Origin of the sequence: Mycobacterium sp. E3298 (genome assembly GCF_001666895.1) — a bacterium.
Taxonomy (GTDB): domain Bacteria; phylum Actinomycetota; class Actinomycetes; order Mycobacteriales; family Mycobacteriaceae; genus Mycobacterium.
The window spans coordinates 1-16,595 of record NZ_LZJB01000334.1 but is presented as its reverse complement, the minus strand read 5'-3'; the positions used below and the strand labels follow the sequence as shown (position 1 = coordinate 16,595).

Annotated in this window: 12 protein-coding genes; 9 read left to right on the top strand and 3 right to left on the bottom strand. The window is 67.6% G+C overall.

Features of this window, described 5'->3' with window-relative positions; genetic code table 11:
• Positions 1-13 precede the first annotated feature (13 nt).
• Positions 14-1,153, bottom strand: a complete 1,140-nt coding sequence (locus tag A9X05_RS15650) for a hypothetical protein (protein ID WP_197499078.1) — start codon at positions 1,151-1,153, stop codon at positions 14-16.
• A gap of 32 nt (positions 1,154-1,185) precedes the next feature.
• Complete coding sequence (locus A9X05_RS15645) at positions 1,186-1,857, bottom strand: hypothetical protein (RefSeq protein ID WP_067755823.1); 672 nt, start codon at positions 1,855-1,857, stop codon at positions 1,186-1,188.
• Positions 1,858-2,047: 190 nt separating this feature from the next.
• On the opposite strand from A9X05_RS15645, the gene A9X05_RS15640 reads away from it, so the two are divergent.
• Complete coding sequence (locus A9X05_RS15640; protein ID WP_067782521.1) at positions 2,048-3,292, top strand: mannosyltransferase; 1,245 nt, start codon at positions 2,048-2,050, stop codon at positions 3,290-3,292.
• Here the strand turns inward: A9X05_RS15640 and A9X05_RS15635 are convergent.
• Complete coding sequence (locus A9X05_RS15635) at positions 3,289-3,573, bottom strand: 4a-hydroxytetrahydrobiopterin dehydratase (RefSeq protein WP_067782518.1); 285 nt, start codon at positions 3,571-3,573, stop codon at positions 3,289-3,291. The genes A9X05_RS15640 and A9X05_RS15635 overlap by 4 nt on opposite strands.
• 404 nt (positions 3,574-3,977) lie before the next feature.
• On the opposite strand from A9X05_RS15635, the gene A9X05_RS15630 reads away from it, so the two are divergent.
• The 8 genes from A9X05_RS15630 to typA form a co-directional block, all read left to right on the top strand.
• Positions 3,978-6,137 (top strand): hypothetical protein, encoded by a 2,160-nt coding sequence (locus tag A9X05_RS15630; protein WP_067782515.1) that lies wholly within the window; start codon positions 3,978-3,980, stop codon positions 6,135-6,137.
• Between the two features lie 252 nt (positions 6,138-6,389).
• The gene (locus A9X05_RS31115) at positions 6,390-6,674 is read left to right on the top strand and encodes a hypothetical protein (protein WP_156736755.1); all 285 of its coding nucleotides are present in this window, start codon (positions 6,390-6,392) and stop codon (positions 6,672-6,674) included.
• Positions 6,675-7,054: 380 nt separating this feature from the next.
• Positions 7,055-7,459, top strand: coding sequence for a (deoxy)nucleoside triphosphate pyrophosphohydrolase (locus A9X05_RS15625; RefSeq protein ID WP_067755813.1), 405 nt, complete (start codon positions 7,055-7,057; stop codon positions 7,457-7,459).
• Between the two features lie 403 nt (positions 7,460-7,862).
• Positions 7,863-11,546: a nitrate reductase subunit alpha gene (locus A9X05_RS15620; RefSeq protein ID WP_067782533.1), complete on the top strand. Its 3,684-nt coding sequence runs from the start codon at positions 7,863-7,865 to the stop codon at positions 11,544-11,546.
• A 36-nt stretch (positions 11,547-11,582) separates the two neighbouring features.
• A complete protein-coding gene (gene narH / locus A9X05_RS15615) occupies positions 11,583-13,199 on the top strand; it encodes a nitrate reductase subunit beta (RefSeq protein ID WP_067782513.1) in 1,617 nt (538 codons plus the stop codon).
• Complete coding sequence (gene narJ, locus A9X05_RS15610; RefSeq protein ID WP_067782510.1) at positions 13,196-13,861, top strand: nitrate reductase molybdenum cofactor assembly chaperone; 666 nt, start codon at positions 13,196-13,198, stop codon at positions 13,859-13,861. Before narH ends, narJ begins: the two co-directional genes overlap by 4 nt.
• Complete coding sequence (gene narI / locus A9X05_RS15605) at positions 13,854-14,585, top strand: respiratory nitrate reductase subunit gamma (RefSeq protein ID WP_067755804.1); 732 nt, start codon at positions 13,854-13,856, stop codon at positions 14,583-14,585. The genes narJ and narI overlap by 8 nt, the downstream gene beginning before the upstream one ends.
• 159 nt (positions 14,586-14,744) lie before the next feature.
• A partial coding sequence (gene typA, locus A9X05_RS15600) for a translational GTPase TypA (RefSeq protein WP_067782508.1) occupies positions 14,745-16,595 on the top strand: 1,851 nt, incomplete at its 3' end.

Below are 16,595 nucleotides of genomic sequence, written 5' to 3'. Positions count from 1 at the left end.
GGACAGTGCCGGCCTACGGCACCACCGTGGAGCCGATGGTGGGCATGAACTGGCACTGCTTTTCCTTCGTGGTCACCTGCCCGAAAATGGTCGACATGATGCTGCCGGACCCGGTGTCGGCGATCGCGGTCAGCGTCGTCGGCCCGTCGGCGTTGATGTCGGTGCGCGGCTTGAGCGCAACCGTCCCCGACTTACCCGTGGTCAGGTTCACCCAGGTGACGTTCAACGGCAGCTTCTGCACCTCGGCGGGCCCGGGCGTGCCGACAGCGGTGAACACATAGGCGGTTTGCCCGGGGCCCGGGCCCGGCGTCGGGATCTTCGCCGGACCCGCCACCGACAGCGCCGTGGCGATCGCGCTGGTGCCGTCCGCCAGGCAGTTGGTGCCGATCGAGGGGTACATGAAGTCCTGCGTGGGCGGGGCGTCGGGGCCGAACCCGGGAGCCGCCGCGGGTGCGGCGGCCGGCGCGGGAGCCGCGTCCGGCGCCGGAGCGGCCGGTGCGGGAGGCGCCGGTACGGGCGCCGCGACGGGTGCCACGGTGCCGGGAGCCGGTGCGGAAGCCGGCGGGGCCGCGACCGGCGGGGCCGCGGCCGGTGGGGCGGCCATCGGCCCGGGACCCGCCGCGTGCGCGGGATCGATGCCGGTCGGCAGGTGCGACTGGGGACCGGCCTCCACGCCCGCCGGTGGGGCCGCAGCCGGCCCGGGACCCGCCGCGTGCGCGGGATCGATGCCGGTCGGCAGGTGCGACTGCGCGCCCGGTTCGACGCCCGCGGCGGGCACGTGTGGCACCGGTGCGCCGTCGGGCAGCGCCGCGCCGGGCTCGGCCGGCGCGCCCGGCATCGCCAGGAACTGGTTCACCGACTGGGCCACGTTGCGGGACTCGCCGGGCGCGCTTTGGTTGTGGCTGAAGGCCTGCGCCGCGGCCATGAGCAGCTGGGTGGCCTGCCCGGGGTTGGTGGCGGCCTGCTGAATGATCGGGCTCAGCTGCGACAGCGCGGGCAGGCCCGGGAGTTCTTGAGTCGAATTCGGTTGCGGTGTCGCCGGGTCGGCTGCCGCGCTCGGGCAGAACCCGAACGCGGCAGCCGATGCCGTCACGACAGCGGCCAATCCTTTGGACAGATTCCAAGTGGTCGCCACGGTGTGTCCTCCGGTCAGTAGGGGGTTGGCGTTGCTGTCTGGCTAATTACTCAGGGCAGCCCTGCGAGCAGCGGGGCAACCGGGTTGGCCCCGGTGGCCGGCGCGGCCGGCGCCGCCGGAGCGGCCGGCGCCGCGGGAGCGCCGGCGAGCGCCGGCAGGTCCTGCGGCAGGGTCATCTGCGCGGGCAGGTTGACCGGCATGTTGGGCAGGAACGCCGGCATGTCGACCTTCGCCTGCGGAATCTGCGGGGTCGGCGGGGTGGCGGGGGCGGCCGGCGTCGACAGCCCCGGGATGGCCGGCAGTCCGGGAATGGACGACGTGGCCGGGGCGGCGGGCGCCGCGGGTGCCGGCTGCGTCAGGCCGGGGATCAGCCCCTGCAGGCCCTGCGCCGCCGACGGGGCGGAAGGCGTCGGTGCCTGCGCCAGTCCGGGGATCGACGGGATCGCCGCGTTGGTCGCCGGTGACGGCGCGGCGGCCGACGGGACACCCGGGAAGGTGATGCCCGGGGCGGCCGGCGCGGCCGGCGGGGTCGCGCCGAGCGCGGTGGCGAGGTTCTGCAGGATTTGGGGCGCGTTGGCCGCCGAACTGATCAGCTGCTGCGGAATGTTCGGGATCGGCGGAGCCGGCACGGGGTCGGCGTGGGCGATACCGCCCGTGAGTAGGGCTGCGGACGAACCGACTACGACGGCGGCTGCACGCAAGTAAGTCCAGATGGTTGGCATGACTCTCCCTGGTTGTGGATTACGGGGTCCAGCGCCGAAGTTACGTTGATACTGGTGGGACTCAAGTGACACGTGTGGCATTTATTTGATCGTTATTGATACGAGTGACGGCGGTGACCGAACGCCCGCCGACCAGGCCGTTGGGCGCGACGGCGTCCGCTCGGGCCGCCGCGATCGCTAAAGTCGGCTCATCGACACCACCTCGGCCGCCCCGGCGGCATCGGATCGCCGGCGGTTCGCGACTCTGCTGCGGGCGGCCGCACCGGCCCTGCTGCTCGCCAGCGTCACCGCGCGGCTCGCCTGGACCTACCTGGCGCCGCACGGCGCCAACTTCGTCGACCTGCACGTCTACCTCGGCGGGGCCGCGGCCATCGACCACCCCGGCACGCTGTACAGCTACGTCTACGCCGACCAGACGCCGGACTTCCCGCTGCCGTTCACCTATCCGCCCTTCGCCGCGGTCGTGTTCTACCCGCTGAGCCTGTTGCCGTTCGGCCTGGTCGCCCTCGCGTGGCAGATCGCGACCATGGCCGCGTTGTACGGCGCGATCCGGATCAGCCAGCGCCTGATCGGCGTGGCGCCCGGCACCGACGGTCGCCGCCTGGCCATGGCGTGGACGGCGATCACCATCTGGATCGAGCCGCTGCGCAGCACATTCGACTACGGGCAGGTCAACGTGTTGCTGATGCTCTTGGTGCTGTGGGCGGTGTTGACGACGCGGTGGTGGCTGTCGGGGCTGCTGGTCGGCGTGGCGGCCGGCATCAAGCTGACGCCCGCGATCTCGGGCGTCTACCTGGTCGGGGTGCGGCGGTGGGCCGCGGCGGCCTTCTCCGCCGTGGTCTTCCTCGCCACCGTCGGCGTGTCGGCGATTGTGGTCGGCGATCAGACCGCCTACTACTTCACGAAGCTGCTGGGCGATGCGCACCGAGTGGGGCCCGTCGCCACCTCCTTCAACCAGTCCTGGCGCGGCGGCATCTCCCGGATCCTGGGTCACGACGCCGGCTTCGGCCCGCCGGTGTTGATCGCCATCGGCGCGACCGCGGTGGCGGCCGTGCTGGCCTGGCGGGCGCTGGACCCGGCCGACCGGCTGGGCAAGTTACTGGTGGTCGAGCTGTTCGGGCTGCTGCTGTCGCCGATCTCCTGGACCCACCACTGGGTGTGGCTGGTGCCGCTGATGATCTGGGCGATTCACGGGCCACCCCGCGAGCGCCCCGGCGCGCGGATCGTGGGCTGGGGCTGGCTGGCGCTCACCATCGTCGGCGTGCCGTGGCTGCTGAGCTTCGCGCAGCCGACCATCTGGCAGATCAGCCGGCCCTGGTACCTGGCCTGGGCCGGCCTGGTCTACATCGTGGCGGCCGTGGCGACCTTGGTCTGGATCGCCGCCACCGGCGCGCGCCGTACCGGCGAGATGGCCGGCGCCGAGTCCAAGGACTAGCCGCCGACGATCCCGTCGATGTCGTGCGCCATGGCGACGTCCTTCTCGGTGATGCCGCCCTCGGAATGCGTCACCAGGGCGAAAGTCACCGTCCGCCAACGAATATCGATATCCGGGTGATGATCCTTGCTCTCCGCGTGCTCGCCCACCCGGCGCACCGCGTCGATGCCGGCGAGAAAGCTCGGAAACTTGATCGACCGGCGCAGCGCACCGTCGGCGCGCTCCCATCCCTTGAGATCGGGCAGTGCGGCGTCCACCTGCTCATCCGTTAACACAGCCATATTGTCAGTGTCCTTTCCCGGAACAATCGCCGCAGTCAGATACACGGATTCAGTGGGCAGACGATGGGAATTGGGCACCGCAGGCGCGGTCACCCGTCTAAAGCTCAGCACCGCCGCTCCGAGCGCATCGCGAAGGGCGGTCACCAATTTCAGCCCGAAGTCGATGGCATCGATGTCACGTAGCGCGAAGCATATGCCCGGAAGATCACCGCCCGCACTTCACCTATGTGGTGTACCCATCGACGGGTTAACACATCGACAGAAGGCAGGCCTTCCATCCTTCGACGGCGGGGTAACGTCACTCACGCAGGGTTTGGTTCTCGTCGATCCGAGACTTGTACGGCGTCGTAGACAAGCGTGGCGGAAAAGGCGACGTGGATCCCGTAAAGGAAGATTATTGATGCGTGAAAATTGCGCACGAGACAGACCCGGCTAACGGCGAAGAGTGGATCGATCGACTGAAGCGCGCGGCGAAGGCCGGACGGCCTCTAGACCTGGCGCTCGGCGACCAGGTTGATCGCGCATCATGTGCGAAGTGGCCGGTGGAGCGAACGATGCCCGCAGCCGCGTTGCGGGCGGTGCTCACCGATCCACAAATTCAGATCGACCCGGGCGGTATTCAGATCCGGGGCGCCAGATTTGCTGACCATGTGGACTTAGAGTATCTAGTGTTCGCTTATCCCCTGCGCTTGTACGAGTGCGTCCTCGAGCAAGGGCTAAACGCTAATTACGCCCAGATCCGCGGGCTAACACTGGCTGAAGTCACCGTCAACCATGGGGTGCTCGCGAAGGGTGCGACCATTGGCGGCGAACTCGACCTCACCGGCACGACCCTCATCAACCCCGACTCGAACGCTCTAGACCTCGAGGGTGCGTGCGTCACAGGAAACGTGGTCGCTGCGGGCGATTTCCATGCCACCGGCATGATCTGGGCCACCGGCGCGACCGTCGGCGGCGACCTTATCCTCACCGGTGCGACCCTCGTCAACCCCGCCACCAAGGAGAACCCCGAGCGGTACGCTCTCGTCCTCGACGGTGCGAGGATTACTGGCAGCATGTTCGGCAGAAATCCGTTCTGCGTTACCGGCGCGGTCAGTGCTATCGGCGTGACCATCGGCTCCACTCTTGAGCTCGATGGCGCCACCTTCAACAATCCCGACGGAGACGCCCTTGGGCTCAGCCGCGCACACATCACGACCGACGTGTTCGCCCAGAACGGATTTCGCGCTATTGGCACTGTACGCGCGATCGGTGCGATCATCGGCGGGCATATTCATCTCGATGGCGCCAGCCTCTACAACCCCGCCACCGAGAAGAACCCCGACCGATACGCTCTCGTCCTCGACGCTGCGCAGATCACTGGCAACGTATTCGCGGGCGAGTACGCCGAAGCCAACAGCGAGACCCGCAAGTTCCACGCCACCGGCATGGTCCGCGCCCGAGGTGTGACCATCGGCGGAGAACTCGACGTTACTGGCGCGACCTTCGAATGTCCGGGCACCGCCGGAAAGCTCGGCAAGGCAGCCCTAGACCTCGGCGGTGCCCGCATCACCGGCAGCGTGTTGGCCGGCGAGGGTGCGGATAAAGAAAAACGCCCCTGCCACGTCGAGGGGACGGTCCGCGCCATCGGCGCGACCATTGGCGCCCAACTCGATCTGAGTGGTGCAACCGTCAACAATCCCGATGGGGTTGCGCTGAATTTGGAGGCTGCGACGGTCTCGCGCTTAATCCTCACGCCGAAGGAGTGGTGTGGATCAGTGAACCTGGTCAGGGCTCAAGTCAGCGACCTTGAGGTTGGTCGGGTCGTCGACGGCGCTTACCAAATTCCTCCGAACCCGCTCTCTGCGACCGGCTGGCAAGTCGATGATCTACGTGGCCCTCTGCGTGAGCGGTGGCGACTTGCACACCAATGGCTCAATACGGCGTCGGCTCATAGTGAGCCCAAGACATCGGGTTCTCGGGCATGGCGGCGTCGACTCGTGGAATGGTTGCGTCCCAAGAAACCTGTCCCGGTACAACCTTGGTATGCGTTGGCCGAAGTCTACGATCGCAATGGCGACCCCACCGGCGCCAAGAGATTGCGGTTCGCGGCCGCGAATAAGGTTTCCCGGCAGTCACCCTTGCCGACACGGGTCCTCCGATCCCTTTACCGGGTGCTGGTCGGGCACGGCTACTACCCGCTGCGTGCCGGTCTCTGGCTGGCCGGGGTGTTACTCGTCGCCACATTCATTGTCGCCACTAACCGCGCTGACTTCGTCCCCACGAAGAGTGACGCCGCCGCGAAAGCCGCCGACGCCTACACTGCGCAGACCCACAAGCCGGCTCCATCGCGAATTACTGCCCTAGAATCGTGTGATCTGCGACTCGCTTACCCGTGCTTGAATCCCTTCACCTACACGATGTCGGCAGTAGTTCCCAACTTTGGCAACATGACCTCTGACTGGACTATCCCTTCGGACGCAACTAATTGGCTCACCATCGCACTCCCCATGCTCAAATTGACCGCCTGGGCACTGACCGCGCTGCTCGGGGCCGGGGTCACCGGAATCCTGCGGAAAACGTAACGAGTTGAATGTTGAGGAGCGGCGGCAGTCGTTCGTCAAACGACTCTTTGGCGTGTCGCAGGCCGATGCCGTTTAGACGCTATAGGGCCGAAAACTTGTGCGATTTAGATGCAGGTCTTGTCCGCATGAACGCTCGTCGACCGGTCCGGGCTAACGGCTCGCCGCCGTGCCCGCTGATTGAGTGACGGAGGGAGCGCCGGCAAGCTTGGGAATCGCTGTCCACCGCGGCGGCGGGGCGGGGAGAATGGCGGAATGAAACCTGACCGCGCGGACAAGCAAGAGTTGTTACAAAAGTTTGGCGCAACAGTGGCTAATTGGTTAAACACTCGCGAGCAAGTAGAAAAGACCGGTGGCGCCTCAGGTGACTTTGAAACGCAACAACACGACTTCTGGTTGACCGTGGACAGGTACAACACCGATAGCCTGAAGCGCCTGTTCGATTACGCCAGCGAGTGGGGCGTCGATGAGACTGAGCTTTCACGAGCTGCTGGGGTATCGCCCGAGAAGCTTCGCGATATAAGGGAAAGTCTCAACTGACACATCCGTCAACGAGGCAAAAGAGTTTGGCTGCGGGGTGCGGTTCCGGCGATGGACTCGACGACCGCTGCCAGCGCGCGTAGCTCGTCGAGCATGTAATCATCTAAGATCACTTGCTTCGCCGATCTCGCCCTCGATGTAGCGTCACGAATGTGTCTACCGCACCAGTTGCCACCTCAGTGCGCTTGGTGGTCCCCTGGCGTTTGGTCTTAGCTAGTGGATATGGCAAAGCCGAACAATGCCTCTGCTCATGCGGTTACTTACGGATAACGGACGCTACAGCGTCAGACGGGCAGCAGTGTTCAGCACTCAAGTACAGCGCGCGGCGTCCACCTGCTCATCCTTAACACAGCCATATTTCGACCGTATACCGTCTGGCCATGCCGACCCAGATCGTCGTCGCGGGCGCGGTCATCCGCCGCGCCACGGTGCTGGTGGCGCAACGCCTCCGGCCGCCCGAGCTGGCCGGCCGCTGGGAACTGCCCGGCGGTAAGGTCGCACCGGGTGAAACGGAGCGGGATGCGCTGGCCCGCGAGCTGGCCGAGGAGCTGGGCCTCGAGGTCGGCGACGTCGAGGTGGGGGGCCGGCTGGGCGACGACATCGCGCTCGAGGGCATGACCCTGCGCGCGTACCGCGTGGGATTGCTCAGCGGAGAGCCGCATGCGCGTGACCATGGGGCGGTGCGCTGGGTGACCGCGGACGAACTGCCCGATGTCGACTGGGTGCCCGCCGACCGCGGCTGGGTCGCTGACCTGGTGCGGGCGCTGTCCGCAGCGGCCTCATAACACGTCCACAGCTTTTCCGCAGCCGACGCCCAGCCGCGCAGAAGGTCGCGAGGGTGAACTTGAGATATAAACCCAACGTGTACTTGTAAAAACTACTTGACCTGGAAGCGTGTACCGGGACCGAGCCTGCGGCTGTACCTCGTGGTGACAGCGTCCCGGCCGGATGTCTCTAAGTCGCTAAAACCCATGTTGACCAAACGATTTCGATATCGGGCCGCCCGTCGCGGAGGTGTTAGGCGCGTCCTACGCGCCCCGCGCCGGTGCGCGATCGTTCCCCAGGCCAAAGGCCGTCGGCCATGGTTCGTGCCGGCCGATGAATCGATGGGCCGATGCCCGGTACGACGCACCCGGGCCGAAACGCCGGCCCGGCACGCGCGGCGCTACGGAGTGGAAGGGATACCTGTTGACTGTCACACCACACGTCGGTGGAGCGCTCGAGGAGTTGCTGGAGCGCAGCGGGCGGTTCTTCACCCCCGGTGAATTCTCGGCCGACCTGCGCACCGTGACGCGCAAGGGCGGCCGCGAGGCCGACGTGTTCTACCGCGACAGGTGGAGCCACGACAAGGTGGTGCGCTCCACCCACGGGGTCAACTGCACCGGTTCCTGCTCCTGGAAGATCTACGTCAAGGACGGGATCATCACCTGGGAGACCCAGCAGACCGACTATCCCTCGGTGGGCCCGGACCGGCCGGAATACGAGCCGCGCGGGTGTCCCCGCGGCGCGTCGTTCTCCTGGTACAGCTACTCGCCCACCCGGGTGCGCTACCCCTACGCGCGGGGCGTGCTGGTCGAGATGTACCGGGAAGCCAAGGCGCGACTGGGCGATCCGGTATTGGCCTGGGCCGACATTCAGGCCGACCCCGAGCGCCGTCGCCGCTATCAGCGCGCCCGTGGCAAAGGGGGACTGGTCCGGGTCACCTGGGCCGAGGCCACCGAGTTGATCGCCGCCGCCCACGTGCACACCATCAAGACCTACGGGCCCGACCGCGTCGCGGGATTTTCGCCCATCCCGGCGATGTCGATGGTGTCCTACGCGGCCGGGTCGCGGTTCTTCGAGCTGATCGGCGCCCCCATGACGTCGTTTTATGACTGGTACGCCGACCTTCCGGTCGCGTCGCCGCAGGTGTTCGGCGATCAGACCGACGTGCCCGAGTCCGGCGACTGGTGGGACGCAGCGTATTTGATGATGTGGGGCTCCAACGTCCCGATCACCCGGACCCCCGACGCGCACTGGATGGCCGAGGCGCGCTACCGCGGCACCAAGGTGGTGACCGTCAGCCCCGACTACGCCGACAACACCAAGTTCGCCGACGAGTGGATGCCGTGCGCCGCCGGCACCGACGGGGCGCTGGCGATGGCGATGGGCCACGTCATTCTGACGGAATGTTATGTGCGGAAAGAGGTTCCGTTCTTCACCGACTTCGCGCGCCGCTACACCGATCTGCCGTTCCTGATCAAGCTGGAATCCCGCGGCGACATGCTGGTGCCGGGAAAGAACCTCACGGCGGCGGACCTGGGCAGGGGCGTCGAGAACGCGGCGCTCAAACCGGCGGTGCTGGACGAGGCCACCGATTCGGTGGTGGTGCCCCACGGCTCGCTGGGATTCCGCTACGGCGAGGACGGTGTCGGCAAGTGGAACCTCGACCTCGGCGGCCTGATGCCGGCGCTCAGCGTGCGAAACGCGCACGGCGACACCGCGCTGGTGCACCTGGCCAGCTTCGACACGCTCAACGGTGAAGGCGCCACGGTGGCGCGCGGCGTCCCGGTGCGCCGCGTCGGCAAGCACCTGGTGTGCACCGTTTTCGACCTGATGCTGGCCCAGTACGGGGTGGCCCGACCGGGATTGCCCGGCGACTGGCCCACCGGTTACGACGACCCGACCCAGCAGAACACCCCCGCCTGGCAGGAGGGAATCACCGGTGTCTCGGCCGCGCAGGCCATCCGCGTCGCCAAGGAATTCGCCCGCAGCGCAGAGGAATCCGGCGGCCGGTCGATGATCATCATGGGCAGCGGGATCTGTCAGTGGTTTCACGGTGACGCCATCTACCGGGCGGTGCTCGCGCTGCTGATGCTCACCGGCTCGATGGGGCGCAACGGCGGGGGCTGGGCCCATTACGTCGGACAGGAAAAGGTGCGTCCGCTCACCGGTTTTCAGACCATGGCGATGGCCACGGACTGGGTGCGTCCGCCGCGGCAGGTGCCGGGAGCCTCCTATTGGTACGCGCATACCGACCAGTGGCGCTACGACGGTTACGCGGCCGACAAGTTGGCCAGCCCGCTTGGCCGCGGCCGGTTCGCGGGCAAGCACACGATGGACCTGCTGGCCTCCGCGACGGCGATGGGCTGGAGCCCGTTCTATCCGCAGTTCGACCGCTCCAGCCTGGACGTCGCCGACGAGGCGCGCGCCGCCGGTCGCGACGTCGCCGACTACGTCGCCGAGCAGCTCCGCGACCGCAAACTCAAGCTGTCCGTCACCGATCCCGACAACCCGGTCAACTGGCCCCGGGTGCTTACGGTGTGGCGGGCCAACCTGATCGGATCGTCGGGCAAGGGCGGCGAATACTTCCTGCGTCACCTGCTGGGCACCGATTCCAACGTGCAGGCCGAGCCGCCGGCCGACGGGATATCGCCCGTCGACGTGGTGTGCGAGGGGGACATCCCCGAGGGCAAGCTCGACCTGATGATGTCGATCGATTTCCGGATGACCTCGACGACGCTGGTCTCGGACGTCGTGCTGCCCGCGGCGACGTGGTACGAAAAGGCCGACATCTCCAGCACGGACATGCACCCCTACGTGCACGCGTTCAGTGCGGCGACCGATCCGCCGTGGGAAACCCGTTCGGACTTCGACGCTTTCGGCGCGATCGCGCGCGCCTTCAGCGCGCTGGCCAAGCGGCACCTGGGCACCCGCGGCGACGTGGTCCTCACCGCGCTGCAGCACGACACCCCCGACGCGATGGCCTATCCCGACGGCACGGAGGAGGACTGGTTGCACACCGGCGCGACGCCGGTGCCCGGACGCAGCATGGCCCGGCTCACCGTGGTGGAACGCGATTACGGCGCCGTCTACGACAAGTGGCAGACCCTGGGACCGCTCGTCGAGACCTTCGGGGTGACCACCAAGGGCATCACGGTGCATCCGTTCCGGGAGGTCGAGGAGTTGTCCGCCAAGTTCGGCGTGATGAATTCCGGTGCGGGAGCGGGCCGCCCGGCCATCACCACCGCGGCGCGGATGGCCGACGTGCTGCTGCTGTTGTCCGGCACGACCAATGGCCGGCTCGCCGTCGAGGGCTTCCGCGAGCTGGAAAAGCGGACGGGTCAGCGGCTCGCGCATCTGGCCGAGGGCAGTGAGGAGCGCCGCATCAGCTACGCCGACACGCAGGCGCGTCCGGTGCCGGTGATCACCAGCCCGGAATGGTCGGGCAGCGAAACCGGCGGGCGCCGCTACGCGCCGTTCACCATCAACATCGAAAACCTCAAGCCGTTCCACACGCTGACCGGCCGAATGCATTTCTACCTGGCCCACGACTGGGTCGAGGAACTCGGCGAGCACCTGCCGGTGTTCCGCCCGCCGCTCGACATGACGCGGCTGTTCGGCCAGCCCGAGCTCGGCCCCACCCCGGACGGGATCGGGCTCACCGTGCGGTATTTGACCCCGCACTCGAAGTGGTCCTTCCACTCCACCTACCAGGACAACCTGTACATGCTCTCGTTGTCCCGCGGCGGACCGACGATGTGGATGAGCCCCGGCGACGCGGCCAAACTTGAAGTGCGGGACAATGATTGGGTCGAAGCGGTCAACGCCAACGGCATCTACGTCTGCCGCGCCATCGTCAGCCACCGCATGCCCGACGGCGTGGTGTTCGTCTACCACGTGCAGGAGCGCACGGTCGACACGCCCCGCACCGAAACCAACAACAAGCGCGGCGGCAACCACAACGCGCTGACCCGCGTCCGCATCAAGCCCAGCCACCTCGCCGGGGGCTACGGCCAGCACGCGTTCGCCTTCAACTACATGGGGCCGACCGGCAACCAGCGTGACGAGGTCACCGTGGTACGTCGCCGCAGCCAGGAGGTGACGTACTGACATGAAACGTCCGAGCGAAGCTTGCGGAGCGAGACAATGAAAGTAATGGCGCAACTGGCGATGGTGATGAACCTCGACAAGTGCATCGGCTGCCACACCTGCTCGGTCACCTGCAAGCAGGCATGGACCAACCGGTCCGGCACCGAATACGTGTGGTTCAACAACGTCGAAACCCGTCCGGGACAGGGCTATCCGCGCACCTACGAGGATCAGGAGCGGTGGCGGGGCGGCTGGATACGCGACAAGAAGGGGCGGCTGCGGTTGCGTGACGGCGGCCGCATCCAGAAGCTGTTGCGCATCTTCGCCAACCCCAGGCTGCCGGTCATCGACGACTACTACGAGCCATGGACCTACGACTACGAGAACCTGACCACCGCACCCGCGGGCGACACGTTCCCCACGGCCGCACCGAAGAGCCAGATCAGCGGCGAACCGATGAAGATCTCCTGGGGGCCGAACTGGGACGACAACCTGGGTGGCTCGCCGGAGATCCTGGCCGGCGACCCGATCCTGAAGAAGGTCAGCGAGGACGTCAAGCTCGCGCTCGAAGAGACCTTCATGTTCTACCTGCCCCGGATCTGCGAGCACTGTCTCAACCCCTCCTGCGTGGCGTCGTGCCCGTCGGGCGCGATGTACAAGCGCAGCGAGGACGGCATCGTGCTGGTCGACCAGGACCGCTGCCGCGGCTGGCGGATGTGCGTCTCCGGATGTCCTTACAAGAAGGTCTATTTCAACCACAAGACCGGCAAGGCCGAGAAGTGCACCCTGTGCTATCCGCGGATGGAGGTCGGGCTGCCCACCATCTGCTCGGAGACCTGCGTGGGGCGGCTGCGGTATCTGGGCCTGGTGCTCTACGACGTCGACCGGGTGCTTCAGGCGGCGTCGGTGGAGAACGAGACCGACCTGTACGAGGCGCAGCGCCGAATCCTGTTGGACCCGAACGACCCCGAGGTGATCGCGGCCGCACGCGCCGAGGGCATCTCGGACGAGTGGATCGAGGCCGCCCAGCGCTCGCCGGTCTACGCGCTGATCAACGACTACCGGGTGGCCCTGCCGCTGCACCCCGAATACCGCACCATGCCGATGGTTTGGTACATCCCGCCGCTGTCCCCGGTGGTCGACGCGGTCAGCCGTGACGGCCACGACGGTGAAGAGCTGGGCAACCTGTTCGGTGCGCTGGACGCGCTGCGCATTCCGATGCAGTACCTGGCCGAGCTGTTCACCGCCGGGGACACCGCCGTGGTGGAGGGCGTGCTGCGGCGGCTGGCGGCGATGCGTTCCTACATGCGCGACATCAACCTCGGCCGCGAAACCCAGCCGCACATACCGCATTCGGTCGGCATGACCGAGGAACAGATCTACGAGATGTACCGGCTGCTGGCCATCGCGAAATACGAAGACCGGTATGTCATTCCGACGGCGTTCAGCCCGCAGGCCCGCGACCTCGAGCAGATGGGCTGCTCGCTGACCGGTGACGGGGGCCCGGGGATGTACGAGTCGGGTGAGCCGGTGCCCGTCGCCGTGGAGACGTTCCATGCGCTCAAGCACCCCCGCGGGGAGGCGGCCGCCAACGGGCGGCCGCGGGTGAACCTGCTGAACTGGGACGGGCGCCAGGCGCCCGCAGGCATGTTTCCCGACGGGCGGCAGCAATGAGGCTGCTGGCCGGGCGCCGCGGGCGCGCCGACATCCTGCAGGACCGACTCGTCTGGCAGGCGGCGTCGCTGCTGCTGGCCTACCCGGACGACGACCTGCCGGGGCGCCTGGACACCGTCGACGAGTTGCTCGGCCACATCACCGGGCCCGCGGCGGCGCTGCTCGGGCAGACGCTCGCCGCGCTGCGGGCCCGCGAGCCGATGGCCGCCGCGATGGATTACGTGGCGACCTTCGACATGCGGCGCCACTGCACGATGTACTTGACGTACTGGACCGCCGGGGACACCCGCAACCGTGGCCGCGAGATGGTCGAGTTCGCCACCGCCTACCGGGAAGCGGGCGTGCGGCCGCCGCGCGCCGAGGCGCCCGACCACCTTCCGGTCGTGCTCGAATTCGCCGCCACCGTCGACCCCGCGGCGGGGCGGCGGCTGCTGACCGAGCACCGCGTTCCGATCGACGTGTTGCGGGGCGCCCTCGCCGGCGCGGAGTCGCCGTACGAGCCGACCGTGGCGGCGGTGTGCGCGACGCTGCCGGCCGCGACCGACTCCGACGTGCGCCGCGCTGAGCGCCTGGCGAAAGCCGGTCCGCCCGCGGAAGCCGTTGGGCTGCAACCCTTTAACTTGACGGTGCCGCCCCGACGCGAAGGAGCGCCAGGTGTTTGACAGCGTACTGTTCTGGGACATCTCGCCCTACGTCACGTTGTCGGTCTTGATCGTCGGCACCTGGTGGCGGTACCGCTACGACAAGTTCGGCTGGACCTCGCGCTCCTCGCAGATCTACGAGTCGAAGTTGTTGCGGGTGGCCAGCCCGATGTTCCACTTCGGCATCCTGGCGGTCTTCGCCGGACACGTGATGGGCCTGTTCATCCCGCCGCGGGTGACGCAGATGCTGAAGATGAGCGACCATGCCTACCACCTGCAGGCCGTGATCGCCGGGTCATTGGCCGGCTTCGCCACGTTGGCCGGAATCGGGCTGTTGATCTACCGGCGGTTCACCCGGCCCGCGGTGACCATGGCCACCACCCGCAGCGACAAGGTGATGTACGTGGTGCTGGTGCTGGCCATCGTGGTGGGCCTGTACTGCGACCTGATCGGCACCGGCCCGCACGGCGGCGAGTTCCACTACCGCTACACGGTCGGCATGTGGTTCCGCCGGATCTGGCTGTTCCAGCCGCACGGTGAGGTGATGATCAACGCCCCGCTGGACTACCAGCTGCACGCCCTGATCGGCATGGTGCTGTTCACGCTGTTGCCGTTCACCCGGCTGGTGCACATCTTCAGCGCGCCGATCGCCTACCTGTTCCGGCCCTACATCGTCTACCGCAGCCGCGACGAGGTGACCAAGGGCGAATTGGTCGGCACGGCCCCGCGCCGGCGGGGCTGGTAGGTGTTCGGGCACCCAGCAATGCGTGTGCGTCCTGGGCTTTCCGTGTGCGTCCAGGCCGGCGACACGCCGTGCCGGGCCGCCCTGGACGCACACCGGGCGACCGGCGGGGCGCACCTGCCAGTTCGCCTTTGACCGCCTCGCGCTGCCACAATCACCGACGTGCCATTCCGTAACGTCGCCATCGTCGCCCACGTCGACCACGGCAAAACGACCCTGGTGGACGCGATGCTGCGGCAGTCGGGCGCCCTGACCCACCGCGGCGACGACACCCAGGAACGCATCATGGACAGCGGTGACCTGGAGAAGGAAAAGGGCATCACCATCCTGGCCAAGAACACCGCGGTGCACCGCCGCAACCCGGACGGGACCGTCACGGTCATCAACGTGATCGACACCCCCGGGCACGCCGACTTCGGTGGTGAGGTGGAGCGCGGCCTGTCCATGGTCGACGGTGTCCTGCTGCTGGTCGACGCGTCGGAGGGGCCGCTGCCGCAGACGCGGTTCGTGCTGCGCAAGGCGCTGGCGGCGCACCTCCCGGTGATCCTCGTCGTCAACAAGACCGACCGGCCCGACGCCCGCATCGCCGAGGTCGTCGACGCCAGCCACGACCTGCTGCTGGACGTCGCGTCCGACCTGGACGACGAAGCCGCCAAGGCCGCCGAGCACGCGCTGGGCCTGCCCACGCTCTACGCCTCCGGCCGCGCGGGCATCGCAAGCACCACCCAGCCGGCCGACGGCGAGGTGCCCGCCGGCGACAACCTGGACCCGCTGTTCGACGTCCTGATGGAGCACATCCCGCCGCCGTCGGGGGACCCCGAGGCGCCGCTGCAGGCGCTGGTCACCAACCTCGACGCGTCCGCCTTCCTCGGCCGGCTCGCCCTCATCCGCATCTACAACGGCAAGCTGCGCAAGGGCCAGCAGGTCGCCTGGATGCGGGAGGTCGACGGCCTGCCCGTGATCACCAGCGCCAAGATCACCGAGCTGCTCGCCACCGAGGGCGTCGAGCGCAGCCCCACCGACGAGGCGATCGCCGGTGACATCGTCGCGGTCGCCGGGCTGCCCGAGATCATGATCGGGGACACCCTGGCCGATCCCGATCACGCCCACGCGCTGCCGCGCATCACCGTCGACGAACCGGCGATCTCGGTGACCATCGGCACCAATACCTCGCCCCTGGCGGGCAAGGTGTCGGGCCACAAGCTGACCGCGCGGATGGTCCGCAACCGCCTGGACACCGAGCTGGTCGGCAACGTGTCGATCCGGGTGGTGGACATCGGCCGGCCGGACGCCTGGGAGGTGCAGGGGCGCGGCGAGCTGGCCCTGGCCGTGCTGGTCGAACAAATGCGACGGGAAGGCTTCGAGCTGACCGTGGGCAAGCCGCAGGTGGTGACGAAGACGATCGACGGCAAGCTGCACGAGCCGTTCGAGGCGATGACGATCGACTGCCCCGAGGAATTCGTCGGCGCCATCACCCAGTTGATGGCCGCCCGCAAGGGCCGCATGGAGGAGATGGCCAACCACGCGGCCGGCTGGGTCCGGATGGACTTCGTCGTGCCCAGCCGCGGCCTGATCGGCTTCCGCACCGACTTCCTCACCATCACCCGCGGCACCGGCATCGCCAACGCGGTGTTCGACGGCTACCGGCCGTGGGCGGGGGAGATCCGGGCCCGCCACACCGGCTCGCTGGTGTCCGATCGGTCCGGAGTCATCACGCCGTTCGCGATGATCCAGCTCGCCGACCGCGGGCAGTTCTTCGTCGAGCCGGGCCAGGACACCTACGAGGGCATGGTCGTCGGAATCAACCCGCGCGCAGAGGATCTCGACATCAACGTCACCAGGGAGAAGAAGCTCACCAACATGCGCTCGTCGACCGCGGACGTGATCGAGACCCTGGCCAAGCCGCTCGAGCTCGACCTGGAGCAGGCCATGGAGTTCTGCGCGCAGGACGAATGCGTCGAGGTGACTCCGGAGATCGTCCGGGTCCGCAAGGTCGAACTGGACGCCACGACC

Coding starts and splice junctions, on each gene's coding strand:
- narH (WP_067782513.1), top strand. CDS start 11,583: ATGAAAGTAATGGCGCAACTGGCGATGGTGATGAACCTCGACAAGTGC.
- A9X05_RS31115 (WP_156736755.1), top strand. CDS start 6,390: ATGAAACCTGACCGCGCGGACAAGCAAGAGTTGTTACAAAAGTTTGGC.
- A9X05_RS15625 (WP_067755813.1), top strand. CDS start 7,055: ATGCCGACCCAGATCGTCGTCGCGGGCGCGGTCATCCGCCGCGCCACG.
- A9X05_RS15645 (WP_067755823.1), bottom strand. CDS start 1,857: ATGCCAACCATCTGGACTTACTTGCGTGCAGCCGCCGTCGTAGTCGGT.
- A9X05_RS15635 (WP_067782518.1), bottom strand. CDS start 3,573: ATGGCTGTGTTAACGGATGAGCAGGTGGACGCCGCACTGCCCGATCTC.
- narJ (WP_067782510.1), top strand. CDS start 13,196: ATGAGGCTGCTGGCCGGGCGCCGCGGGCGCGCCGACATCCTGCAGGAC.